At 73.2% G+C, this 24,378-nt stretch carries 21 protein-coding genes; 11 read left to right on the top strand and 10 right to left on the bottom strand.

Translation table 11 applies throughout. The annotated features are described in order from the left end of the window. Positions 1-62 precede the first annotated feature (62 nt). The 4 genes from ACIPYS_RS35925 to ACIPYS_RS35910 all read left to right on the top strand — a co-directional run bounded on the left by ACIPYS_RS35925 (position 63) and on the right by ACIPYS_RS35910 (position 4,493). A complete protein-coding gene (locus ACIPYS_RS35925) occupies positions 63-1,145 on the top strand; it encodes an inositol-3-phosphate synthase (protein WP_093861198.1) in 1,083 nt (360 codons plus the stop codon). A gap of 129 nt (positions 1,146-1,274) precedes the next feature. Further along, a complete protein-coding gene (locus ACIPYS_RS35920; RefSeq protein ID WP_400754210.1) occupies positions 1,275-2,612 on the top strand; it encodes an MFS transporter in 1,338 nt (445 codons plus the stop codon). A 110-nt stretch (positions 2,613-2,722) separates the two neighbouring features. Further along, entirely contained in the window at positions 2,723-3,385 is a 663-nt protein-coding gene (locus ACIPYS_RS35915; RefSeq protein ID WP_400754207.1) for a hypothetical protein, read from the top strand. 34 nt (positions 3,386-3,419) lie between these two features. Beyond that, a complete protein-coding gene (locus ACIPYS_RS35910; RefSeq protein ID WP_159424949.1) occupies positions 3,420-4,493 on the top strand; it encodes a hypothetical protein in 1,074 nt (357 codons plus the stop codon). Positions 4,494-4,597: 104 nt separating this feature from the next. On the opposite strand, the gene ACIPYS_RS35905 is transcribed toward ACIPYS_RS35910, so the two are convergent. After that, positions 4,598-6,019 carry a CCA tRNA nucleotidyltransferase gene (locus tag ACIPYS_RS35905; protein ID WP_400754247.1) on the bottom strand — a complete coding sequence of 474 codons (1,422 nt, stop codon included), beginning with the start codon at positions 6,017-6,019 and terminating at the stop codon, positions 4,598-4,600. 380 nt (positions 6,020-6,399) lie between these two features. Between ACIPYS_RS35905 and ACIPYS_RS35900 the strand changes: the two genes are divergently transcribed. The 7 genes from ACIPYS_RS35900 (at position 6,400) to trxA (ending at position 17,140) form a co-directional block, all read left to right on the top strand. After that, positions 6,400-8,889 carry a DUF6049 family protein gene (locus tag ACIPYS_RS35900; protein ID WP_400754204.1) on the top strand — a complete coding sequence of 830 codons (2,490 nt, stop codon included), beginning with the start codon at positions 6,400-6,402 and terminating at the stop codon, positions 8,887-8,889. 56 nt (positions 8,890-8,945) lie between these two features. Further along, the gene (gene murJ, locus ACIPYS_RS35895) at positions 8,946-11,501 is read left to right on the top strand and encodes a murein biosynthesis integral membrane protein MurJ (RefSeq protein ID WP_400754202.1); all 2,556 of its coding nucleotides are present in this window, start codon (positions 8,946-8,948) and stop codon (positions 11,499-11,501) included. Between the two features lie 230 nt (positions 11,502-11,731). Further along, positions 11,732-13,744 carry a protein kinase family protein gene (locus tag ACIPYS_RS35890; protein ID WP_400754199.1) on the top strand — a complete coding sequence of 671 codons (2,013 nt, stop codon included), beginning with the start codon at positions 11,732-11,734 and terminating at the stop codon, positions 13,742-13,744. 43 nt (positions 13,745-13,787) lie between these two features. Next, a complete protein-coding gene (gene sigM, locus ACIPYS_RS35885) occupies positions 13,788-14,525 on the top strand; it encodes an RNA polymerase sigma factor SigM (protein WP_400754196.1) in 738 nt (245 codons plus the stop codon). Then, positions 14,522-15,541, top strand: coding sequence for an anti-sigma factor family protein (locus ACIPYS_RS35880; protein ID WP_400754193.1), 1,020 nt, complete (start codon positions 14,522-14,524; stop codon positions 15,539-15,541). The genes sigM and ACIPYS_RS35880 overlap by 4 nt, the downstream gene beginning before the upstream one ends. Positions 15,542-15,714: 173 nt before the next feature. Beyond that, the gene (gene trxB, locus ACIPYS_RS35875) at positions 15,715-16,680 is read left to right on the top strand and encodes a thioredoxin-disulfide reductase (protein WP_093861206.1); all 966 of its coding nucleotides are present in this window, start codon (positions 15,715-15,717) and stop codon (positions 16,678-16,680) included. 133 nt (positions 16,681-16,813) lie between these two features. After that, positions 16,814-17,140 (top strand): thioredoxin, encoded by a 327-nt coding sequence (trxA, locus tag ACIPYS_RS35870; RefSeq protein ID WP_045938899.1) that lies wholly within the window; start codon positions 16,814-16,816, stop codon positions 17,138-17,140. 126 nt (positions 17,141-17,266) lie between these two features. Here trxA and ACIPYS_RS35865 read toward each other — a convergent pair whose 3' ends face one another. The 9 genes from ACIPYS_RS35865 to rpmH all read right to left on the bottom strand — a co-directional run bounded on the left by ACIPYS_RS35865 (position 17,267) and on the right by rpmH (position 24,102). Beyond that, entirely contained in the window at positions 17,267-17,884 is a 618-nt protein-coding gene (locus ACIPYS_RS35865) for a GNAT family N-acetyltransferase (RefSeq protein ID WP_093861207.1), read from the bottom strand. A 123-nt stretch (positions 17,885-18,007) separates the two neighbouring features. Further along, complete coding sequence (locus ACIPYS_RS35860) at positions 18,008-19,075, bottom strand: ParB/RepB/Spo0J family partition protein (protein ID WP_093861208.1); 1,068 nt, start codon at positions 19,073-19,075, stop codon at positions 18,008-18,010. Then, positions 19,072-20,049, bottom strand: a complete 978-nt coding sequence (locus ACIPYS_RS35855) for a ParA family protein (RefSeq protein WP_093861209.1) — start codon at positions 20,047-20,049, stop codon at positions 19,072-19,074. The genes ACIPYS_RS35860 and ACIPYS_RS35855 overlap by 4 nt, the downstream gene beginning before the upstream one ends. Positions 20,050-20,317: 268 nt before the next feature. Continuing rightward, positions 20,318-21,163, bottom strand: coding sequence for a 16S rRNA (guanine(527)-N(7))-methyltransferase RsmG (gene rsmG, locus ACIPYS_RS35850; protein ID WP_093861210.1), 846 nt, complete (start codon positions 21,161-21,163; stop codon positions 20,318-20,320). A gap of 175 nt (positions 21,164-21,338) precedes the next feature. Beyond that, the gene (locus ACIPYS_RS35845) at positions 21,339-21,869 is read right to left on the bottom strand and encodes a R3H domain-containing nucleic acid-binding protein (RefSeq protein WP_093861211.1); all 531 of its coding nucleotides are present in this window, start codon (positions 21,867-21,869) and stop codon (positions 21,339-21,341) included. Positions 21,870-21,953: 84 nt separating this feature from the next. Further along, positions 21,954-23,153 (bottom strand): membrane protein insertase YidC, encoded by a 1,200-nt coding sequence (yidC, locus tag ACIPYS_RS35840; protein ID WP_400754185.1) that lies wholly within the window; start codon positions 23,151-23,153, stop codon positions 21,954-21,956. Beyond that, entirely contained in the window at positions 23,150-23,521 is a 372-nt protein-coding gene (gene yidD, locus ACIPYS_RS35835) for a membrane protein insertion efficiency factor YidD (protein WP_045938903.1), read from the bottom strand. The genes yidC and yidD overlap by 4 nt, the downstream gene beginning before the upstream one ends. After that, the gene (gene rnpA / locus ACIPYS_RS35830; protein ID WP_093861213.1) at positions 23,518-23,946 is read right to left on the bottom strand and encodes a ribonuclease P protein component; all 429 of its coding nucleotides are present in this window, start codon (positions 23,944-23,946) and stop codon (positions 23,518-23,520) included. Before rnpA ends, yidD begins: the two co-directional genes overlap by 4 nt. Positions 23,947-23,964: 18 nt before the next feature. Next, a complete protein-coding gene (gene rpmH, locus ACIPYS_RS35825; protein ID WP_030392420.1) occupies positions 23,965-24,102 on the bottom strand; it encodes a 50S ribosomal protein L34 in 138 nt (45 codons plus the stop codon). Positions 24,103-24,378 lie beyond the last annotated feature (276 nt).

Here is a 24,378-nt window from a genome sequence, read left to right as displayed (position 1 = left end):
GAAGCAGGACGAGCACCGCCGACCCTCGGCGGCGCTCATGAGATCACAGGGAGCAACCGGGAATGGGTTCGGTTCGCGTAGCCATCGTGGGTGTGGGCAACTGCGCCACGTCGCTGGTGCAGGGTGTCGAGTACTACAAGGACGCCGACCCGGCCGGCAAGGTCCCCGGGCTGATGCACGTCCAGTTCGGTGACTACCACGTCAGTGACGTGCAGTTCGTCGCCGCCTTCGACGTCGACGCCAAGAAGGTCGGCCAGGACCTCGCGCACGCCATCACGGCGTCCGAGAACAACACCATCAAGATCTGCGACGTGCCCCCGACCGGGATCACCGTCCAGCGCGGCCACACCCTCGACGGCCTGGGCAAGTACTACCGGGAGACCATCGAGGAGTCGGACGAGACCCCGGTCGACGTCGTCCAGGCCCTGAAGGACGCCCAGGTCGACGTCCTGGTCTGCTACCTGCCGGTGGGCTCCGAGGCCGCCGCCAAGTTCTACGCCCAGTGCGCCATCGACGCCAAGGTCGCCTTCGTGAACGCCCTCCCGGTGTTCATCGCCGGCACCAAGGAGTGGGCGGACAAGTTCACCGAGGCCGGTGTGCCGATCGTCGGTGACGACATCAAGTCCCAGGTCGGCGCCACCATCACGCACCGCGTGATGGCCAAGCTGTTCGAGGACCGCGGTGTCGTCCTCGAGCGCACCATGCAGCTGAACGTCGGCGGCAACATGGACTTCAAGAACATGCTCGAGCGCGAGCGCCTGGAGTCCAAGAAGATCTCCAAGACCCAGGCCGTCACCTCGCAGATCCGCGACCGCGAGCTGGGCGCCAACAACGTCCACATCGGTCCCTCGGACTACGTGGCCTGGCTGGACGACCGCAAGTGGGCGTACGTCCGCCTCGAGGGCCGCGCGTTCGGCGACGTCCCGCTGAACCTGGAGTACAAGCTCGAGGTCTGGGACTCCCCGAACTCCGCCGGTGTCATCATCGACGCCGTGCGCGCCGCGAAGATCGCCAAGGACCGCGGCATCGGTGGCCCGATCCTCTCGGCCTCCTCGTACTTCATGAAGTCCCCGCCGGTCCAGTACTTCGACGACGAGGCCCGCGAGAACGTCGAGAAGTTCATCAAGGGCGAGGTCGAGCGCTGAGCTCGCCCCACCCCGTGCTGAGTCCCTGAGCACCGAACGGGTCCGCGGTCCACGACCGCGGACCCGTTCACCTTTTCCCGGCGAATGTTTCACGTGAAACGCCGCCCGGATCCATGGCACCCTGAGCGGGTGGCGATCACCGAGAACGGCAGTACCCACCGTGCCGCGCACCGCGCCACGCTCTTCGGCCTGCTCCGCGGCCGCGACTTCCGCCGGCTGCTGACCGCCCGGGTGCTGTCGCAGCTCTCCGACGGCGTGTTCCAGGTCTCGCTCGCCGCCTACGTCGTCTTCTCCCCCGAGAAGCAGTCCTCGCCCGCCGACATCGCCTCGGTGCTCGCCGTGATGCTGCTGCCGTTCTCGGTGATCGGCCCCTTCGCCGGCGTCCTGCTGGACCGCTGGCGCCGCCGGCAGGTGCTCTACCTGGGCAACCTGGCCCGCTTCGGGCTCGGCCTGCTCACCGGCGGGCTGCTCCTGGCCCAGGCGCCGACCTCGCTCTTCTTCGCCTCCGCGCTGCTGGTCACCGCGCTCAACCGGTTCATCCTGGCCGGACTCTCCGCCGCGCTGCCCCGGGTGGTGCGGGCCGAACAGCTGGTGACCGCCAACGCGCTCTCCCCCACCCTGGGCACCGTCGCGGCGGCCTGCGGCGGCGGCCTCGGCTTCCTGCTGCACCAGGTGATGCCGCCGGGTCCCCGGGCCGACGCCGCCCTGGTGAGCCTGGCCGCGCTGCTCTACCTGTCCGCCGCGCTGGCCGCGCTGCGGATGGACAAGGACCTGCTCGGCCCGGGCGTCCACCCCGGTCGGCCCGCGCTCGGCCAGGCCCTGGCCCAGGCCGCCCGCGAGCTGCGGGCCGCCGTCACCCACCTGGTGCGGGACCGCCGCCCGGCCGCGCACGCGCTGGCCGCCGTGACCGCCGCCCGGTTCTGCTACGGCGTGCTGATCGTCGTCGTGGTGATGCTCGCCCGCTACACCTTCAACGACCCGGCGGACAGCGCGGCCGGGCTGGCCACCCTGGGGCAGGCGGTCGGCCTCTCGGCCGCCGGGTTCTTCGTGGCGGCGGTGATCAGCCCCTGGTGCAGCCGCCGGCTCGGGCTGGCCGGCTGGATGACGCTCTGCCTGGCCGCCCCGGTGGTCTTCGTCCCCGCGCTCGGCCTCGGCTTCACCCTGGTGCCCTGCCTGATCGCGGCGTTCCTGCTCGGCGTGGTCACCCAGGGCACCAAGATCTGCGCCGACACCGTGGTGCAGGAGTCGGTGGAGGACGAGTTCCGGGGCCGGATCTTCGCCATCTACGACGTGCTCTTCAACGTCGCCTTCGTGGCCGCCGCACTGGTCACCGCACTGGTGCTGCCGCTCTCCGGCCGCTCGGTCACGGTCGTGGTCGGCGTCTCCCTGGTGTACGCGGCCTCGGCCGCGCTCTACCTCCGCGCGGCCCGCCGCACCGGCCCGCTCCCCGGCGACCCGGCCCGCTGACCGCCGCCCGTGGGCCCGGGCGGCCCCTGCGCCCCGGGAGCGTCGTTCCGAGTCGCTAAGGTACGTCAGATCTGTCGCAGCGGCAGCACTCTGTCTCGGGGGACAATCTGATGAGCACACCACCCAGTCCGTACGGGCCGCCTCCTGGTTACGGCACCGCGCCGGCGCCGCAGCCCTACGGTCCCCCGGCACCGCCGCCGTACGGCCCGCCCCAGCCGGTCCCCGCGGGCTACGGCGCACCGCCGCCCCCGCCCGGCTACGGCTACCCCGCCGCGCCGCAGGCGGCCCAGCCGTACCCGCAGCCCGTCCACCCGCAGGGCCCCTACCCGCCCGCGCCGTACCCGCAGGGTCCGCAGGCGCCGGGGCCGTACGGGCAGACCTCGCCGCACGGCTACCCGCCGGCCCCGCCGCAGCCCGGACCGCCCGCCAAGGGCCGCGGCAAGGCCCGGCTGAAGGCGGTCGGCCTGGTCCTGGGTGTGATCGCCCTGATCGTCGGCTACTTCGTCACCGGCCCCAGCGTCAGCAGCGCCAAGGCCGGCGACTGCGTCAAGGCCTCCGGCTCGCGCGACGTCTCGGTGGTCAAGTGCACCGACAGCAAGGCGAACTACAAGGTGCTCGCCAAGTTCGAGTCCACCACCGACACCGCCAAGTGCCGCGAGGCCGCGGGCACCACCAGCACCGTCTCGGGCAAGAGCGGCCGTCGCTGGAACAAGAAGCGCTACGTGCTCTGCCTCGGCCCGCTCGCCGGCGTCCCGCCGGTCAAGAAGTCCTGACCGTCCGCCACCTGAACTTCCCCGGGGGATCCCCTTGTCCGTTCCGCCCCAGATGCCGTACGGCTCGCCGCCCCCAGCCGGCGGCGCCAACCCGTACGCCACCGGCAACCCGTACGCCGGGGCGCCGTCCCCGCAGCCGGCGGGCGCACCGCCGCCGGCCGGCTACGGCTACCCGGCCGCGCCGCCGCCGGCCGCACCCGGCTACGGCGCGCCCGCCCAGGCCCCGCCCGGGGGCTACGCCTACCCGCCGCAGGCCGGGGGCTACCCCGCACCGGCCGGCTACGCCCCGCACGGCGGTCCGGTGTGCCGGTTCTGCGGCGGCTTCCCCGCCGTCGAGACCACCGTCCGCGGCCACCAGGGCATCATCGTCGTCATGCGGTTCCTGAAGCAGCCGGGACCGTTCTGCCGCACCTGCGGCACCGCCGTGGTCCGCGACATGTCCGCCCGCACCCTGGTGCAGGGCTGGTGGAGCTACCTCTCCGGCATCTTCACCGTAGTCACCCTGCTGCGGAACCTCGCCGCCCACAACCGGATCAAGGACCTGCCGCCGCCGGCGCCCGGCACCCACGGGCCGCAGCTGGACCCGGGCGTGCCGCTCACCAAGCGGCCGCACATCTTCATGCTGCTGCTGCCGGTGCTCGGGATCGGCTCGTGGATCGTCCTGATCGCCACCGGCGCGCTCTTCGCCTCCACCAAGCACGACGACCCCTACCGCCCGCTGGTGATGCCCTCGGTGACCGTGCCGGCCTTCCCGTCGCCGACCTTCCCGTCCGTCCCGGCCGCGACGGTGCCGGCGGCGCCGGTGCCGGTGCCGACGATCACCCTGCCGACGCCGACCCCCACCAAGGTGGCCAGCGACATCGACAGCGCCAAGGCCGGCGACTGCCTGCGCAACGAGAACGGCACCACCGCCACCCACGACGCCAGCCCGCGGATCACCATGCTGCCCTGCGGCGACCCGAAGGCCCAGTACAAGGTGATCAAGAAGGTCTACGGGACCAGCGACAACGACAAGGCCTGCGAGAACGTCACCGGCGCCGAGAGCACCTACACCCGGGAGTCCGGCACGGAGGCGCTCAGCTACGTGCTCTGCCTGAAGAAGCTCTGAACCCGCGCCCGGGCCCGGACGCGGGCCCGCGCCGACCGGCCCGCGCACGGACGAGGGGCGGCCCCGGAAGAACCCCGGGGCCGCCCCTCGCGGCGGTCCGCGTCCTACTGCTGGGCGGCCCACCAGTCGCGCAGCGCGGCGACCGCCGCGTCGTGCTCCATCGGACCGTGCTCCAGCCGCAGCTCCAGCATGTGCTTGTAGGCCTTGCCGACCGCGGGGCCGGGCTTCAGGCCGAGCAGTTCCATGATCTGGTTGCCGTCCAGCGCGGGGCGGACGGCGTCCAGCTCCTCCTGCTGCTTCAGCTCCTCGATCCGGCTCTCCAGACCGTCGTAGGTGCGGGAGAGCGCGGCCGCCTTCTTCCGGTTCCGGGTGGTGCAGTCCGAGCGGGTCAGCTTGTGCAGCCGCTCCAGCAGCGGGCCGGCGTCGGTGACGTAGCGGCGCACCGCCGAGTCGGTCCACTCGCCGCCGCCGTAGCCGTGGAAGCGCAGGTGCAGCTCGACCAGCCGCGAGACGTCCTCGGTGAGCTCCTTGGAGTACTTCAGGTCGCGCATCCGCTTGCGGGTCATCTTGGCGCCCACCACCTCGTGGTGGTGGAAGGAGACCCGGCCGTCCTGCTCGAAGCGGCGGGTGCGGGGCTTGCCGATGTCGTGCAGCAGCGCGGCCAGCCGCAGGGTGAGGTCGGGACCGTCCTGCTCCAGGTCGACCGCCTGCTCCAGAACGGTCAGCGAGTGCTCGTAGACGTCCTTGTGGCGGTGGTGCTCGTCCCGCTCCAGGCGCAGCGCCGGCAGCTCGGGGAGGACGTGGTCGGCCAGGCCGGTGTCGACCAGCAGCCGCAGGCCCTTGACCGGGTGCGCGGCCAGCAGCAGCTTGTTCAGCTCGGCCTGCACCCGCTCGGCGGAGACGATGGTGATCCGGTCGGCCATCGCGGTCATCGCCGCGACCACCTCGGGGGCCGGCTCGAAGTCAAGCTGGGCGGCGAACCGGGCGGCCCGCATCATCCGCAGCGGATCGTCGGAGAAGGACTCCTCGGGGGTGGCGGGGGTGCGCAGCACCCGGGCCTCCAGGTCGTCCAGGCCGCGGTGCGGGTCGACGAAGCCCCGGCCGGGCAGGTCGACGGCCATCGCGTTGACCGTGAAGTCGCGGCGGACCAGGTCCTGCTCGATGGTGTCGCCGTAGCTCACCTCGGGCTTGCGGGAGGTGCGGTCGTACGCCTCGGAGCGGTAGGTGGTGATCTCGATCAGGAAGGACCCCTCCGGGGTGTCCTTGCGCGCGCCGACCGTGCCGAAGGCGATGCCGACGTCCCAGACCGCGTCGGCCCAGCCCTTGACCAGCTTCAGCACCTGCTGCGGACGCGCGTCGGTGGTGAAGTCGAGGTCGTTGCCGAGCCGGCCCAGCAGGGCGTCCCGGACCGAGCCGCCGACCAGCGCGAGCCGGTGACCGGACGCCTGGAAGCGGCGGGCGATCTCGTCGGCGACCGGGGAGACCCGCAGCAGTTCCTGCAGACCCAGGGTCTGCGCCTCGCTCAGGCCGGGGACGACCTGGACGGCGGAACTGGAATGATGGGTGCCGGTCGGGTGGGCGGTGGGCTCATTGGCAGTGGACACGGCTCACAAGGGTACGTGGCCCGGCGGCCCGGTCGCCCGCGTGTTTCCGGCGGCTCACTCCCCGGCCCGCAACACCGCACCCCTCACCACATCGTTACCATGCCGGTGGAACGAGTCCGGATGCACCGAGCACGGGCCACGGTGCCGTGCGCCGCCACGGCCGCCGGGGCACCGGACCGCCACATTTTCTTCACGGCTGCTCCTCACGGCATCCCACGGCCGACGGAACATCCGCAGCAGCACGGCAGCAGCAGCAGCGATCGAGAACGGCGAGGGCGAACCCGTGAGCGAGGGCGAACCGCGTGAGTGAGCCGGCACGGCACCCCGGTCCGGAGCCGGACGGGCGCCCCGGACGGGGCCTGGGACGAACCGTCCGACGGCTGGCGGGCGCGCTCGGCGCCGCCCTGGTGCTCGCCTCGGCGCTGCCCGGCGGCTCCGCCGGCGCGGCCCCGGCTGGGGGAGCCAGGCCGGTGGCCGACACGGCGGTCAGTGCCGAGCTCCCGGTGACCATGACCATCGAGTCGGTGAGCAAGCCGGTCGCCGTGCAGAGCGGCACCGTGACGATCACCGGGCACGTCACCAACGCCGGCCGGTCGGTGCTGAAGTCCGCGCACGCGGCCGTCCGCCGGCCCTGGCCGAGCAAGCCGCTCACCACCCGCAGCGACCTCGCGTCGGTGTCCTCCCGGAGCGTCCCGCTCAACGCGGACGGCGTCTCGATGGACAGCCCGCAGTACGCCCTCAACGAGCTCGGCCCCGGCCAGACCCAGCCGTACACCCTCAGCGTCGCCGTCGCCGACCTGCAGCTCTCCGGCGAGGGCGTGTACGAGCTGGCGGTGGACGTCTGGGGCTCGACCGCCGACAACCAGCGCGACCGTCCGCTGGGCATCGCCCGCAGCTTCCTGCCCTACAACCCCTCGCCGGCCGACGCCCAGCCGTCCAGGGTGACCACCCTCTGGCCGCTGGTGCACGCGCCGGTGCTGGCCGCGCAGACCCTCTCCGAGAACGACCAGACCGTCCCGGTGCTCCGGGACGACAGCCTGGCCACCGAGTTCGCCCCCGGCGGCCGGCTGTACGCGCTGGTCGACACGGGCGCCGCGCTGACCGGGCTGACCTGGGTGGTGGACCCGGACCTGCTGGACACCGCGTTCGCGATGACCAGGCGCTACGTGGTGCAGAAGCCGGGCACCGAGGGCAACGCGGCCAAGGAGGACAACACCGTCCCCGGCACCGGTACCGCCGCCGCCACCGCCTGGCTGGAGAAGCTGCGGGCCGCCGTGGCCAAGCCGGGCAGCCAGGTGGTGGCGCTGCCGTACGCCGATCCCGACCTCGCCTCGATCGCGCACAACGCCCCCGAGCTGGAGGGCATCGACACCGCGCTCGGCAAGGCGGCCACCGCCGGCCGGCTGACCGTCGAGGGCCGGCTGTCGGTGGACACCCGGGCCGATGTCGCCTGGCCCTACGAGGGCTACCTGGACCAGCGGATCACCGCCGTCGCCCAGCGCACCGGCAACAGCCTGGTGCTGGTGAACGGCGCGAGCATGCCCGAGTCCGACGCGCTGAAGTACACCCCCTCGGCCGCCCGGCCGATCGGCAACGGGCAGACCGCGGTGGTCGCCGACCAGCTGATCTCCTCCCTGTTCGAGGGCGGGCTCGGGACCCAGGAGGAGCAGAGCCGGGCCGTCCAGCGCTTCCTCGCCGAGACCTTCGTGATCTCCCGCCAGGAGCCGCAGAACCCGCGCGGCCTGCTGGTGATGCCGCCGCGCGAACTCGACGCCAACGCCGCCAAGGTGCTCGCGACCGCCCTCCAGGCCGCCCAGGACGGCAAGTGGGTCGAGCCGGTCAAGCTGGACACCCTGGCCCAGCTGCCGCCGGACCCGAAGGCCAACACCACCGTCCCGGCCCCCACCGACTACCCGGCCCGGGCCCGCGACGCGGAGCTGTCGGCGTTCGACCTGACCACCACCACCCGGATCCAGACCGACCTGGACACGCTGATGCGGGTGCTGACCCTGCCGCAGCGGGTGCGCGGCCCGTTCAGCGCGGCCATGGTCCGCTCGCTGTCCACCGAGTGGCGCACCGAGGGCTCGGCCGGGGCCGGCTACCGGGAGGGCGTGAAGCGCTACCTCAAGGAGCTGACCGGCGCGGTGAAGGTGCCGCCGAAGCGGGAGATCACCTTCGCGGGCGACACCGGGGTGCTCCAGGTCAGCGTCCGCAACGACCTGACCCAGACCGTCACCAACCTCAAGCTGGTCCTCACCCCGGCCCAGCCCAACCGGCTCCGGGTCGAGCTGCCGACCGAGGAACTGGTGCTGCCGGCCTCGCAGAGCGTCACCCTGCGCTTCCCCGCCGAGGCGAAGAACAACGGGCCGGTGAGCATGACGGCCCAGCTCTACACCACCGGGCCGAACCCGCAGAAGTACGGCGAACCGGTGACCTTCACCGTCCAGGTCACCTCGGTGACCAACGGGGTGCTCTACGTCTTCGGCGGCGGCGTGCTGCTGCTCCTGCTCGCCGCGCTGCGGTTCGTCCGCCAGCGCAAGCGGCGGGTGGCGCACGGCGACGAGGGCGACGCGCCGCTCGCCCCCCAGGACGGCGGGGCCGGCCCGGACGACACCGACGGCCCGGGCCGGAGCGAGCGCGGGGAGGGCCCCGGGACCGCCGCCGACGCCGCGGACGCCGACCGCCCGGCCGGTCCGGGACGGCCGGATCAGGACGGAGCGGCGCGGACACCGCGCGACAGCAGCGCGGATGGCCGGGATCGGGCCACCAGTGATGAGAAGGTTGGTCCTTGACAGCGCCGATACCGCCCGACTCCGGAGCGGCCTCCCCACGACAGCGAAGAGGTGACATGACCGGGCGCAGCGAGGAGCGGCCTCCGGGCCGCGGAGAGGGCCGTCCGGGGGCCGAGTCGCCTTCCGGCGACTGGTACGTGGCCGACACCTACGCCCAGGACCCGTACGCGGCCGACGCGTACCGCGACGGTCCGGGCGAGCCGGACCCGTACGGTCTGCGGACCGCCCCGCCCGCCGCGCCGCAACAGCCGGTGGCCGCGTACGACGTTCCCCCGCAGCTGCCGCCGCAGGGCGGCGACTACCCGGCGCCGGTGCCGCCGACGCCGTTCGGCCCGCCGGTGCCCCCGGTCCAGCCCGGCTGGGACACCCCCGCGCGGGCGGACTGGCGCGACGACCGGCCGCAGCAGCCGGGCGTTCCGGCCGCCCCGGCCGAGGGCTGGGGCGGGCAGCAGCAGTGGCAGCCCGGACCGGCGCACTCCGCCTGGGACTCCGAGTCCACCGAGTACGTCGGGGTGGACTCGCTCTTCGGCGGCCGGACCACGGCCGAGGCCCCGCGCCCGCCGGCCCAGGCGTCCCCCGGCCGGCCGTACCCGGCCCAGCAGCACGCCGCGCAGCAGCACCCGCTCCAGCAGCAGCACCCGGTCCAGCAGCCCGGCGGGCAGCCGCCGGCCGCGGCCGTCCCGCCCGCGCCGTTCCCCCCGGCCGGCGCGTACCCGGGACAGCACACGCCGCAGCACGGGCCTCAGCCCGCCTACGGCCACGGCGGCCACGGCGGCCAGGACGGTCCCAGGCCGTTCGTCCCGCCGATCGAGTTCGACCCGCCGCTCTCCGAGGAGGAGGCCACCCTCCAGGTGGCCGCGGTGCAGCTGCCGCCCGCCGTGGAGCCGCTCGCCGACCTCGCGGCCGAGGAGCAGGCCCGCCCCGCGGACGCCGCCCCGGCCGCGCCCGCCGAGCAGACCGCCGGCGGCGGCAGGATCGCCTCGGTGCTGAGCTCCAGCGCGATCATGGCGGCCGGCACCCTGGTCTCCCGGGGCACCGGCTTCCTGCGCACCATGGTGATCGCCGGCGCGATCGGCATCGCCGTGATGGGCGACTCCTACAACGCCGCCAACACCCTGCCGACGCTGCTCTACATCCTGATCGGCGGCGGCGCGCTGAACGCCGTCTTCGTGCCGCAGCTGGTCCGCAGCATGAAGAACGACGCGGACGGCGGCACCGCCTACGCCAACCGGCTGCTCACCCTGGTGATGGTCGGCCTGGCCGGCGTGGTCTTCCTGGCCGTGCTCGGAGCACCGCTGCTGGTCCAGCTGATCGCCCACCCGATGATGGAGAACCCGGCCCGCGCGGACACCACCGTGGCCCTGGCCCGGTACTGCCTGCCGACCATCTTCTTCATGGGCATCCATGTGGTGATGGGCCAGATCCTCAACGCCCGCGGCCGGTTCGGCGCGATGATGTGGACCCCGGTCCTGAACAACCTCGTGGTGATCTTCACCTTCGGCGCCTACATCTGGGTCTACGGGGGCTTCAACGGCACCCACGTCACGCCGGAGACGATCACCCCCGAGGGCGTCCGGCTGCTCGGCATCGGCACCCTGGTGGGCCTCGCCGTGCAGTCCCTGGCGATGATCCCGTACCTCCGGGCGGCCGACTTCTCCTTCCGGCCGCGGTTCGACTGGCGCGGGCACGGCCTGGGCAAGGCCGCCCGGCTGGCCAAGTGGACCTTCTTCTTCGTCCTCGCCAACCAGGCCGGCTACCTGGTCATCACCCAGCTGGCCACCGCCGCCGGCGCCGAGGCCGCGACCGGCGGCCACGGCGGTGTCGGCCTCGCGGCCTTCTCCAACGCGCTGCTGATCTGGCAGCTCCCGCAGGCCGTCATCACCGTCTCGATCATGAGCGCGGTGCTGCCCCGGCTGTCCCGCGCGGCCGCCGACGAGGACGCCGGCGCCGTCCGTGACGACATCTCCTACGGACTGCGCACCACCGCCGTCGCGGTCGTCCCGGCCGCGTTCCTGTTCCTCGCGCTCGGACCGGCCATCGGCCAGTCCATCTACGCGGTGGGCGGCGGCGGCACCGACCTGGAGAACGCGCGCAACGTCGGCCTGATGCTCTCCGCCTTCGCCCTCGGCCTGATCCCGTACTCGGCGCAGTACGTGATGCTCCGCGGCTTCTACGCCTACGAGGACACCCGCACGCCGTTCTCCAACACCGTGTGGGTGGCCGCCTGCCAGGCCGGCTTCTCGCTGCTCTGCTGGGTGCTCCTGCCCCCGGAGTGGACGGTCACCGGGATGGCCTTCGGCTACGGACTCGCGTACGCCGTCGGAGTGACGGTCGCGGTGCCCAAGCTGAAGAAGAAGATCGGCGGGCTGGACACCAAGCGCATCGGCAAGACCTACTCCCGCCTCACGACGGCCTCCGTCCCGGCCGCGGTGGTCGGTCTCGGCGTCAGCCTGGCGGTCACCGAGGTCGTCGGCGGCTGGGCCGGCGCGGTGCTGACGGTCGTCCTGGCCGGCGGACTCCAGCTGGCCGTCTTCGTGCTCATCGCGAAGCGGCTGCGGATCGAGGAACTCAACGCCATGCTGGGTATGGTGCGCGGCCGACTGGGCCGCTGATCCGGGGTCGGGCCGCCACCGGCCCCGGGTCGTCCCGGGCCCGGCAGGGCGGCCCGGCGTCGGATCTGCACCACATCTCTCCACCAACAGGCAACCGCCAGGACCTTTCGGCGGTCGTACCCGGTGGAGAACAGTGGGCACAATTGTCCTGGAGCACCGGAGTCACCCGCCGATGCGCTCCAACGACTCTCTCTCAGGCCCGGGGCGACACAAGGGGAGGCAGGACCACGGTGGCTGATGGCACCAAGGCGGTCGTCGACACATCGGCAGCTGACGGGGCGGCGGACGAGGCCGCGCTCGCGGCGGCGATCGACGAACTCGCCGACGGCACGGCCCGGGCCACCGCGGCCGGCTCCCCCGCCACGAAGAACGGCCGCGGCGGCCGCACCGACGACGGCGCGGCCGCACCCGCCCCGGCTCCGGCCGCGCCCGCAGCGCCCGGACCCGCCGGGACCGGACCCACCGGCACCGGACCCGCCCCGGTCGGACCGGCCCCCGCCGAGCCGACCGCGGAGTCGACCGCCCCGCTGTCGGTCTCCGAGATCGCCGCCGAGCTGGCCTCGGCCGACGCCGCCGGCCGGACCGACCCGGGCCCGGCCGCCGCGGCACCCGCCAAGCGCCCCCCGCGGGACCCCCAGCCGACCCACGACCCCCGCGACACCGCCACCCTGCCGAAGACCCTGCCCGCCCCGCAGCGGCGCAGCGGCGACATGATCGGCCACCGCTACCGGCTGGAGGAGTGCATCTCCTCCACCGAGACCTTCAGCAGCTGGCGGGCGGTCGACGAGAAGCTCCGCCGGGCGGTCGGGGTCCACCTGATGGCCTCCGGCCACCAGCGCGCCCGCAAGGTGCTGGCGGCCGCCAAGTCCGCCGCCCTGCTCGGCGACCCGCGCTTCGTACAGGTCCTGGACGCCGTCCAGGAGGGCGAGCTGGTCTACGTGGTGCGGGAGTGGCTGCCGCACGCCTCCGACCTCGCCAAGCTGCTCTCCGACGGCCCGCTGGAGCCGCACGAGGCCTACCAGATGGTCCGCCAGGTCACCGACGCGGTGGCCGCCGCCCACCGGCGCGGCCAGGCCCATCTGCGGCTCACCCCGCGCTGCGTGCTGCGCACCGACAGCGGTCAGTACCGGATCAACGGCATCGCGGTGGACGCCGCGCTGCGCGGCCTCACCGGCGAGGGCGGCGGGGAGGACGCCGAGCGCGTCGACACCCGGGCCATCGGCGCCCTGCTGTTCGCCGCCCTCACCCACCGCTGGCCCTACCCCGAGGACCGCTACGACCTCAAGGGCCTGCCCAGGAACCTCCGCGAGGTGGCACCGGACCAGGTCCGCGCCGGCGTCCACAAGGGCCTGTCCGAACTGGCCGCCCGGGCCCTGCTCGACCACCCGCCGCACCACGCCGAGCCGATCACCACCCCCGACGGGCTGGCCCGGGCGATCGCCCTGATGCCCCGCATCCGCCAGCCCCAGCCCGAGCTCCCGGCCTTCACCAGCCCGCCGCGCCACAACACCCACGCGCTGCCGACCGCGCCCAACCCGACCCGGGTGGTCGCCGCCCCCGGCACCGCCCCGGTCCCGGTGGCCGCCCCGGTGCGACGCAACGGGCGGCGGCTGCGCACGGTGGTCAAGGTGACCGCGTGGACGGTGGCGCTCGGCGCCATCGGCGTCGCCTCCTGGCAGCTGGTGGACAACCTGCGCCCCGGGAGCACGGCCGTCGCCTCCCCCCAGCCCAGCTCCTCCTCCGCCACCCCGACCGCCCACGCGGCCACCCACGACCCGGCTCCGGTCCCGGTCAAGGAGGCGCTGTCCTACAACCCGCTGGGCGACCGTGCGGACGGCGCGGCCAGCCTCGCCAAGGCCATCGACGACGACCCGGCCAGCGAGTGGCAGACCAACTGGTACAACGACGCGTTCGGGTCCAAGGGCACCAAGGAGGGCACCGGGCTGCTGCTCGACCTCGGCTCGGTGCAGACGGTCTCCAGGGTGACCCTCAAGTGGAGCACCGCCACCACCGCCGAGCTCCGGATGCCCGGCAAGAGCGTCGGCAACGCGCAGACCGCCAAGCCGGGTGATTTCACCGTCCTGGGGAAGAAGGCCGGCACCGCGGTCGAGTACAACCTGGACAGCCCGGTCACCACCCGCTATCTCTTGATCTGGCTGACCAACCTGTCCAAGAATCCGGACGGCGGTCCGAACGCGGGCAAGTACCAGGCTTTCCTCGGCGACGTGAAGGTCTTCGGCTGACCCGTCCACCGCGGTGGCGGGGCACGAACGGCGAGGGGTGGACGTGGCGCAGGACGGACCGGAGCGGGCCGACGAGGACGCGGCGCTCCTCGCCCGGCACGTCGGCGGCGACCGGGAGGCCTTCGGCCTGCTGGTGAACCGCCACCGGGACCGGCTCTGGGCCGTCGCCCTGCGCACCCTCGGCGACCGCGAGGAGGCCGCCGACGCCCTCCAGGACGCCCTGGTCTCCGCCTTCCGGTCCGCCCACACCTTCCAGGGCCGTTCCGCCGTCACGACCTGGCTGCACCGGATCGTGGTCAACGCCTGCCTGGACCGGGCCCGGCGGGCGGCCACCCGCCGGACCAAGCCGCTCGACGACGATCCGCAGCGGCTGGACGCCCTGGTCGGCTCGGCCGAACCGGCCGACTCCCCGGTGGTGCGCGCCGAAGTGCACCGCGAGCTCTCCGCCGCGCTCGCCGAGCTTCCGGTCGAACAACGGGCCGCACTGGTCCTGGTCGACATGCAGGGCTATCCGGTCGCCGAGGCGGCCGAACTGCTGGGCGTCCCGGTGGGCACGGTGAAGAGCCGCTGCGCCCGGGGCCGGGCCCGGCTGCTGCCGCTCGTCCGGCACCTGCGCGAGGAGCCGGACCCGGGGCCGCGGGGGAGCGGTGTTTCACGTGAAACACCGCCCCCGGGCAACACCGCCCGACCGACCGGGAACCCACCGGACGGCCGCACCGTCACAGGGACAGCCCCGGATCCAGCCCGGCCGATTCTGGAAGGAGATGCGAGCACGCGATGACAGCACCGCTCCCCTCCTCCGACCCCACCGCCGGACCGCACCCCTCGGTCGACGAGCTGGCCGACCTCGCCGAGGACCTGCTCGCCCCCGCCGGGGCCGATGCGCTCCGGAAGCACCTGGCCGGCTGCGCCGACTGCCGGGAGACCGTCGACGCGCTCACCGAGGTGCGGGCGCTGCTCGGCGCCGTCGAGCCTCCGGCCGTGCCGGCCGATGTCGCCGCCCGGATCGACGCCGCCCTCGCGGCCGCCGCCGCCGCCGGACCGCCCGCGGCGGCCACGTCCGCCGATGTGCCCGGCGATGTGCCCGCCACGGCAGCCGCGGCAGCGCCGACCGTGCCGGCCGCCCGGCCCGCGACCACCACCGGCGCCACCGGCGCCACCCCGGCCGCCGCACCGCCCAAGGCCCCGCCGTCCCGCCCCGCGGCCGGCGGCGGCCCGGGACGGTCCCGCCGCGGGCGCCGGAGGGCCCTGCTGCTCGGCTCGGCCGCCGCGCTGGTCGTCCTCGGCCTCGGCGGCGCCTTCCTCTCCCTGTCCTCCTCCGGGCGGCAGGACCTCAGCGCCACCGCCGGCAGTGCCGCCGCCGGCACCGCCGCCCCGGAGAGCTCCGCCGCCGGGGCCAAGACCGACCGTTCGACCGGCGGCACGGCCTACCAGGACGACCGGCTCGCCGCCCAGGTCGCGCAGCTGCTCGCCACCACGGGCACCGCCCGCCCGGTCAAGCCCTCCGCCGGCCCCGGTTCGGGCCCCGCCGCCACCGACCCCTCGGAGGGCTCCGGAGCGACCGCCGTACCGCCCGCCGAGAGCGGCCAGGGCCTCACCGGCGGCAACCGCTCCACCCCGGCCTGCCCGCCCCCCAGCACCGCCACCCTGCTGGCCACCGACCGGGGCAGCTACGCCGGCGCGGCCGCGGACCTCCTGGTGTACACCCTGCCGGGCCGTCCCGAGCTGGTCGACGTCTACCTCCGCGCCCCCGACTGCGGGCCGGTCCTGCACCATCTGACCGTCCCCGCGCCCTGACCGGAGGTTCCCGTGCGATCCATGCCGCGGACCGCGCGACACTCCCACAGTGCGGTCGCCTGGTACTGATCCCCCTGGGAATGCGAGACACTGGTCAGTCGTTGTCCCGGGCGGCGGAGCAGGACCGCCCTCCCCGCAGCAAACGCGGGTCGCGATGCGAACCAGGAGATGCAGTGAGCGACGTCCGTAACGTGATCATCATCGGTTCCGGCCCCGCCGGCTACACCGCCGCCCTCTACACGGCCCGCGCCTCCCTCAAGCCCCTGGTCTTCGAGGGTGCCGTCACCGCCGGTGGCGCGCTGATGAACACCACCGAGGTCGAGAACTTCCCCGGCTTCCGGGACGGCATCATGGGTCCCGAGCTGATGGACAACATGCGGGCCCAGGCCGAGCGCTTCGGCGCCGAGCTGATCCCCGACGACATCGTCTCGGTCGACCTCACCGGTGACATCAAGACCGTCACCGACTCCGAGGGCAATGTGCACAAGGCCCGCGCGGTGATCGTCACCACCGGCTCCCAGCACCGCAAGCTGGAGCTGCCCAACGAGGACAAGCTGTCCGGCCGGGGCGTCTCCTGGTGCGCGACCTGCGACGGCTTCTTCTTCCGCGACCAGGACATCGCGGTGGTCGGCGGCGGCGACACCGCCCTGGAGGAGGCGACCTTCCTCTCCCGCTTCGCCCGCAGCGTCAAGGTCGTCCACCGCCGGGACACCCTGCGCGCCTCCAAGGCGATGCAGGAGCGCGCGTTCGCGGACGAGAAGATCAGCTTCGAGTGGGACAGCGCGGTCGAGGCCATCCACGGCGACCCGAAGCTGACCGGTGTCACCCTGCGCGACACCACCACCGGCGAGCTGCGCGAGCTCCCGGTCACCGGCCTCTTCATCGCGATCGGCCACGACCCGCGCACCGAGCTCTTCAAGGGCCAGCTGGAGCTCGACGCCGAGGGCTACCTCAAGGTCGAGGCCCCCTCCACCCGTACCAACATCCCGGGTGTCTTCGCCGCCGGCGACGTGGTCGACCACACCTACCGCCAGGCCATCACCGCCTCCGGCACCGGCTGCTCGGCCGCCCTGGACGCCGAGCGCTACCTCGCCTCGCTGGCCGACCTGGAGGCCCAGGCCGCCACCGTCGCGGTCTGACCCGAAGCGATCCACCGTAAGGGCGGGCGCGTTCCACGTGGAGCGCACCCGCCCCGCCGGGACGAAACAGATCCGCCCCGTGCGGTGTTGTAGCCCTGGCAGCCCCTCGCCCGTTTGACCCCTAGGAGTGACCGTGGCCGGCGCCACCACCACCGTGACCGACGCGACGTTCGATGCGGACGTCCTCAAGAGCGACAAGCCCGTTCTCGTCGACTTCTGGGCCGAATGGTGCGGCCCGTGCCGTCAGGTCGCCCCGGTCCTGGAGGAGATCGCGGCCGAGCACGGCGACAAGCTCACCATCGCCAAGCTCGACGTCGACGCGAACCAGCAGACCGCCGCGACGTACAACGTGATTTCCATCCCGACCCTGATCCTCTACAAGAACGGCGAGCCGGTGAAGCAGATCACCGGGGCCCGTCCGAAGGCCGCGCTGCTGCGCGAGCTGGACGGCCTGATCTAGGTCCGTTCCCCCGGAACGCCACGAGGGCGGGACTCCCCACCGGGAGTCCCGCCCTCGTCCGTTGTCCCCGGCCCTCCGGGAGACCGTCCCGGAGGTCGCCCGGAGCGCTCGGAACGCCCGGAGCACTCAGAACGGCCGGAGCGCCGGCTCCTTCCGGCCGCCGCCCAGCAGCCGCTCCAGCGCCCCCTCCACGTCCCCCCGCCAGGAGAGCGTGTTCCGCGCCTCCAGCCGCAGCCGCGGATAGCGGTGGTGCGGGCGGACCGTCTTGAAGCCCACCGCCAGCAGGTGCTCGGCCGGCAGCACACAGCTGACCGGCTGCCGCCCCACCGCCCCGAACGCCTCGATCGCCCGGAAGCCCCGGCCCAGCAGGTCCTTGGCCACCGTCTGCACCAGCACCCGGCCGATCCCCTGCCGCTGGAAGCCCGGCAGCACCCGGCTGACCATCAGCTGGACGGCGTCCGAGGCCACCGGGCTGGTCGGGAAGGACTGCGAACGCGGCACGTACGCGGGCGGGGCGTAGAGCACGAACCCGGCCGGCTGCTCGTCCACGTAGACGACCCGGCCGCAGGACCCCCACTCCAGCAGCACGGCGGAGATCCACCCCTCCTTCTCCAGCTCCGGCTCGCCGGACTCCACCGCCGCCCGGCCGCTGACCGGGTCCAGCTCCCAGAACACACAGGAGCGGCAGGTCGACGGCAGGTCCGCGAGGTTGTCCAGCGTCAACGGAACGATCCGGCGTCCCATGCCCCGCACCTCCTCGTCCACTCCACAACCGAGCATTCCCCCCGAACGCCGATGGGTGCATGTTTCACGTGAAACAGCGCCCACGTGGAACATGCACCCATCGCGTACCGCGATCGGCCCGGTTCAGCCCTGCGACAGCCGCAGTCCGTCCTCACCGGGCGCGAGGCTGTCCAGGATCCGGTTGAGGTCCTCCACGGAGCCGAACTCCAGCACCACCTTGCCCTTGCCGAGCTTGCCGGCGCGCTGTGAGACCTCGACCTTCACCCGGGTCTCGAAGCGGTCGGAGAGCCGGCTCGCCAGATCGTTGAAGGCCGGCGAGAGGATCTTCCCGGCCTTGGGCGCCTGGCGCTTGGGCCGCTCCTCCCGGTCCATCAGCGCGACGATCTCCTCGGTGGTCCGCACCGAGAGCCCCTCCGCGACGATCCGCTTGGCAAGCTCCTCCTGCCGCTCCGGGTCCGGCGCCCCGAGCAGCGCCCGGGCGTGGCCCGCGGTGAGCACCCCCGAGGCCACCCGCCGCTGGACCGCCGGCGGCAGCTTCAGCAGCCGCAGGGTGTTGGACACGTGCGAACGCGAGCGCCCGATCCGGTCCGCCAGTTCGTCGTGGGTGCAGGAGAAGTCCCGCAGCAGCTGGTCGTAGGCGGCCGCCTCCTCCAGCGGGTTGAGCTCCGCCCGGTGCAGGTTCTCCAACAGGGCGTCCAGCAGCAGCTTGTCGTCCTCGGTGGCCCGGACGATCGCCGGGATCTGCTCGAGCCCGGCCTCCCGGGAGGCCCGCCAGCGCCGCTCGCCCATGATGAGCTCGAAGCGCCCCGGCGCGGACTGGCGCACCACCACCGGCTGGAGCAGTCCCACCTCCTTGATCGAGGCGACCAGCTGGGCCAGCTTGTCCTCGTCGAACACCTCGCGCGGCTGGCGCGGGTTGGGGGTGATCGCGTCCAGCGGCAGTTCGGCGAAGTAGGCGCCCTCCACCCGGGCGAGCTCCACCTCGGCGGCGGCCTGCTCCCGCAGACTCTCCGCGGCGGCCTTGGCCGCCAGCGTGCCCCGGCCCGAGGGCAGTGTCGGCACCGCCGTCGGCGACGCCGCTCCGGACGGGGCCACCGCGGGCTGCGCCGCGCCCCCGGCCCCTCCACCCGCCGGGGCCACCGGGGAGATCAGCGCCCCGAGTCCTCGTCCCAGACCCCTGCGACCACTCACCGATTGCCCTCCGTCGTACCGTGCTGTGCCACCGGGGCGCCCTGCTGCCCCGAACCGTCCCGCTGCTGCCCCACCAACGAGCCGCCGCCCGCGGCGGGCACCGCCCGCAGCGCCAGCTCCCGGGCCGCCTCCAGGTAGGAGAGCGCACCGGTGGAGCCGGGGTCGTAGGTGAGCACCGTCTGACCGTAGCTGGGCGCCTCCGAGATCCGGACCGAGCGCGGGATCGCGGTGTGCAGGACCTCCTGCGGGAAGTGCGTCCGGACCTCCTCCGCCACCTGGGCGGCCAGCCTGGTCCGGGCGTCGTACATGGTGAGCAGGATGGTGGAGACGTGCAGCGCCGGATTGAGGTGCGCCCGGACCAGCTCGACGTTGCGCAGCAGCTGGCCGAGGCCCTCCAGCGCGTAGTACTCGCACTGGATCGGGATCAGCACCTCCTGGCCGGCGACCAGGGCGTTGACCGTCAGCAGGCCGAGCGAGGGCGGGCAGTCGATCAGGATGTAGTCCAGCGGTTGCTCGTACGCGGCGATGGCGCGCTGCAGCCGGCTCTCCCGGGCCACCAGCGAGACCAGCTCGATCTCCGCACCGGCCAGGTCGATGGTGGCGGGGACGCAGAACAGCCCCTCGACCTCGACCACCGGCTGGACCACGTCGGCCAGCGGCTTGCCCTCCACCAGTACGTCGTAGATCGAGGGAACCTCGGCGTGGTGGTCGATGCCGAGCGCGGTCGAGGCGTTGCCCTGCGGGTCGAGGTCGACCACCAGCACCCGCAGCCCGTGCATGGCCAGCGAGGCGGCGAGGTTGACGGTGGTGGTGGTCTTGCCCACCCCGCCCTTCTGGTTGGCCACCACCATCACCCGGGTGGTGGCCGGCCGGGGCAGTCCTTCGCCCGCTCGGCCGATGGCCTGGACCGCAGCCTGGGCGGCACGCGCGATGGGCGTGTCATCGATCTGGTCGATGGTCTCCGAGTCCTGCATGGGGCTCAGTGTTTCACGTGAAACCGGAGCGGCAACAGTCACCGCCCGGCTGCGGGCGAGGATTCCCGAGAGCAGAGAGCGACGTTTCACGTGAAACACCATGCCCGCAATGTCGGAATTCTGACGATGCGACACTCCGGTGGACCCCAGGTCGCCTGTCCGCCGCCCTCCCGTCACCGGACGGCCGGATACGCTCCGCGACCCCCGCGGACGACCACGGGCGGGTGGTCCGAGGACCACCCGCCCGTGTCGACTCCCGTTCCGCCGGTCAGCGGGGACGCCGCCGGGGGTTGCGGGCGCGGTCACCACCGCGGGTCGCGCCACCGGCGGCGGCCCGGCCGGCCCTGGCCGCGGCCTTGGCCCGGCGGGTCGCCGCCCGCACGCCGCCCGGGCTCTCGCCCACCTTGACCTGGATCACCCGGGTCGAGGTCTCCAGGGTGCCGTCACCGACCGAGATCACCGACCACTCCACCCCGCCGAGCTTCGCCAGCCCGGCCCGCGAGTCGGCGAGCTCCTGCTCCGCGCTGTCGCCCTTGAGCGCCAGCATCTGGCCGTGCGGCCGCAGCAGCGGGAGGCCCCAGCCGGCCAGCCGCTCCAGCGGCGCCACCGCACGGGCGGTCACCACCTCCACCGCGACCTTGCCGACCATCTCCTCGGCCCGGCCGCGGAGCACGGTGACGTTCTCCAGACCGAGCTCGCGGACCACCTCCTCCAGGAAGGTGGTCCGGCGCAGCAGCGGCTCCAGCAGGGTCACCGAGACGTCCGGGCGGGCCAGCGCCACCGGGATGCCGGGCAGCCCGGCGCCGGAGCCGACGTCGCAGAGCGTGGTCCCGGCCGGCAGCAGCTCCGCGAGCACCGCGCAGTTCAGCACGTGGCGGTCCCAGAGCCGGGGCACCTCGCGCGGGCCGATCAGCCCCCGGGTCACGCCCTCGGTCGCCAGCAGCTCGGTGTAGCGGACGGCGGCGTCGAACCGCTCGCCGAAGACCTCCCGGGCGACGGCCGGCGGGGCGGGCGGCGGCTCGACCGCCGGCCGCCCACTCGCGGACGCGCTCCCGGCGTCCGGACCACCGGCCCCCGACTCCGGCTCTCCGGCAGGCACGCTCTCCGTGTCCATCTCGACCTCTCCGCTCCCCGGATCCACCGACCCGCTCCTGCACCGTTTCACGTGAAACATCTCTCGCCGGGCCAGCGCCCCGCGAAGGGACGACGACCCCGCCCGCGCGTGGCGGACGGGGTCGGGTCCTCGTGTCGCTTGCCGGCCGCCCTGGCGGCCGACGGTCGCCCGGCCGTCAGGCCGGCAGCACGACCACGCAACGCTGGGGCTCCTCGCCCTCCGACTCACTGCGCAGACCGGCCGCGGCCACCGCGTCGTGGACGACCTTGCGCTCGAACGGGGTCATCGGACGCAGCTTGACCTGCTCCCCGGAGCTCTTCACCTGCTCCGCGGCCTCGGACCCGAGGGTTGCCAGCTCCGTGCGCTTGCGGGCCCGGAACCCGGCGATGTCCAGCATGAGGCGGCTGCGCTCGCCGGTCTCCCGGTGGACGGCCAACCGGGTCAGCTCCTGCAGCGCCTCCAGCACCTCGCCGTCCTGGCCGACCAGCCGATGCAGGGCCCGGTCGTTGCCGTCGCTGACGATGGAGACCAGGGCACGGTCGCCCTCGACGTCCATGTCGATGTCACCGTCGAGGTCCGCGATGTCGAGCAGACCCTCCAGGTAGTCCGCCGCGATGTCGCCCTCCTGCTCCAGGCGGGCGACGATGTTCTCGTCGGCGCCGGGGGCGGCCTCGGCCTCGACGGCGGAGGTGGTGCCTTCCGTCACTGATGGACTCCTTCGGAGATGGGCCCGGTTGGTGGGCCGGTAACGAGGTTCAGGGGGCCGCGGCGGCGGATCGGACCGGGCCGGTCACTTCTTCTTCGGCCGCTGCCCGCCGCGCTTGGGCTGCTGACGGCCGCCCTGCTGACGGGTCGGGGCCGGCTTGGCGCCCGCCGGACGGGCCGCGGTCTGCTTGGCGGAACCGGCGGAACCGGCCGCTCCGGCCGCACCGGCGCTCGCGGCGTCGGTCGGGTCCGCGGACGTCGAGTCGGCCGGCACCGCGTCGGCGGACTGGCCGGACGGGGCGTCCTTGGTCAGGCTCGCCGGCTGGCCGGCACCGTGCTGGCGCTGCGACTTGGTCTGCTTCCGCGGCTGCTGGCGGCGCACCTGCACCGACTCCTCCACCACGGCCTCGGCGGTGGCGGCCGACTTCTTCGCCGGCAGCAGGCCCCAGAGCGGGCCCTGGACGACCGAGCCGTCCGGGTTCAGCCGGCCCTGCTTCTTCAGCCGCTCCTGACGCTCGTCCCAGGCCTTGCTGCCCGGCGTCGGGTTGTTGCGGATGACGATCAGCTGCTGGCCCATCGACCAGATGTTGGTGGTCAGCCAGTAGACCAGGACACCGACGGGGAAGTTGATGCCCATCACGGCGAACATGATCGGGAAGACGTACATCAGCATCTTCTGCTGCTGCATGAACGGCGTCTTCACGGTGAGGTCGACGTTCTTCGTCATCAGCTGGCGCTGGGTGACGAACTGCGAGAGCGACATCAGGACGATCATCACGGCGACGACGATCTTGACGCTGACCTCGCTGCTGCCGACGAAGGTCGCCGAGAGCGGGGCACCGAAGATGTGGGCCTGCTGGGCGCTGTCCAGCAGGGTGCCGTCGATCACGCCGATCGGCTTGCCGTCGGCGACCTTGGCGAGCACGCCGTAGAGCGCGGTGAAGAACGGCGCCTGCACGATGATGGGAAGGCAGCTGGAGAACGGGTTGGTACCCGCCTCCTTGTACAGCTTCATCATCTCTTCGGACTGGCGCTGGCGGTCGTTCTTGTACCGCTCCTGGATGGCCTTCATCTTCGGCTGGATCGCCTGCATGGCCCGGGTCGCCTTGATCTGCTTCACGAAGAGCGGGATCAGGCAGATCCGGATGACGACCACCATCGAGGCGATGGCCAGACCCCAGGCCCAGCCGCCGTTCGGATCGAAGACGTGGCTGTACAGCGAGTGGAACTGGACGATGATCCAGGACACCGCTGTGTACAAGGGGTTGAGGAAGGAGAAGGTCACCGGTCAGGCTCCTTGGACATTGGGATCGGCCCCACGGGGCCAATGGTCGCCGGGCCCTCTGGGTCCGGACCGGCGGGGGGCATGATCACCGGCTGGTCGGCGGCGGACCGGCCCTTCAGCCGGTCCCGCAGCCGGCGGTGCCACACCGGATGCTTGCGCGGCGGGACATGGTCGACCCCACCGGGCGTCCATGGATTGCAGCGCAGAATGCGCCACACGGTCAGTGCGCCGCCCTTCACCGCTCCGTGCGTCCGCACGGCCTCGAAGCCGTAGTGCGAGCAGGAGGGGTAGTAGCGGCACACCGGACCGAGCAGTGGGCTGATGGTCCACTGGTAGACCCTGATCAGACCCATCAGCAGGTACTTCATCGACCTGCTCCCGTCGGCGCCGAAACAGCATGCTCGGCCTTGAGCAGCCGTTTGAGCGCCGCGTCCAGGTCACGTTCGAGTTCCTGGTACGAGGCGGACGCGGCCGGAGGCAGCGCACGCACCACTATCAGGCTACCGGCGGGCAGCCGGGACAGACGATCACGCACAAGGTGCCGCAACCGGCGCTTGACCAGGTTGCGGGTGACCGCCGGGCCGACGGCCTTGCTCACGACGAAACCCGCACGCGCCGAAGGAGTCCCCTCGGCGACGTGCGGGCGGATGTCGCTGGTCCGGTCGGTGTGCTCCCCCGAGCCGTCCTCTCTGGCGAGATGGACGACCAACAGGGGCTTACCGGCCCGACGACCGCGTTTGACCGCGGTCGCGAAGTCCTGGCGCCGCCGCAGCCGATTCTCGGAGGGCAGCACAGCAGACTCTGGTGCGGATCAGGCGGACAGGCTGGTGCGGCCCTTGCCACGGCGGGCAGCCAGGATGGCGCGGCCGGCGCGGGTACGCATACGCAGCCGGAAGCCGTGGGTCTTCGCGCGACGACGGTTGTTCGGCTGGAAGGTGCGCTTGCTCACTCGGGGGCTCCTGAGGTGAATCGTAGGATGACGGGTGATCGCTTGGCCGTCACCGTGCGTCCGCGTGATCTCCCCGATTACGGAAATCCGGCCCATCACCCCAGTTCGGCTGGGGTTTGAGGCAATCCACGGCGCCCGTGCTGCGCGCCTTATGGAGCGGGTGGACCCGCGGACATGCGGCAGCGGCCATCGACAACTCGACCTGGTTACGGTACGCGGGACGGGGCACGAGGGTCAAACCAGCCGCCCGGAGGCGGTTTGCCCACAGCCTGTGGA

Source organism: Kitasatospora sp. NPDC089913 (assembly GCF_044748625.1).
Taxonomy (GTDB): Bacteria; Actinomycetota; Actinomycetes; order Streptomycetales; family Streptomycetaceae; genus Kitasatospora.
This window is presented reverse-complemented; position numbering and strand designations above follow the sequence as displayed.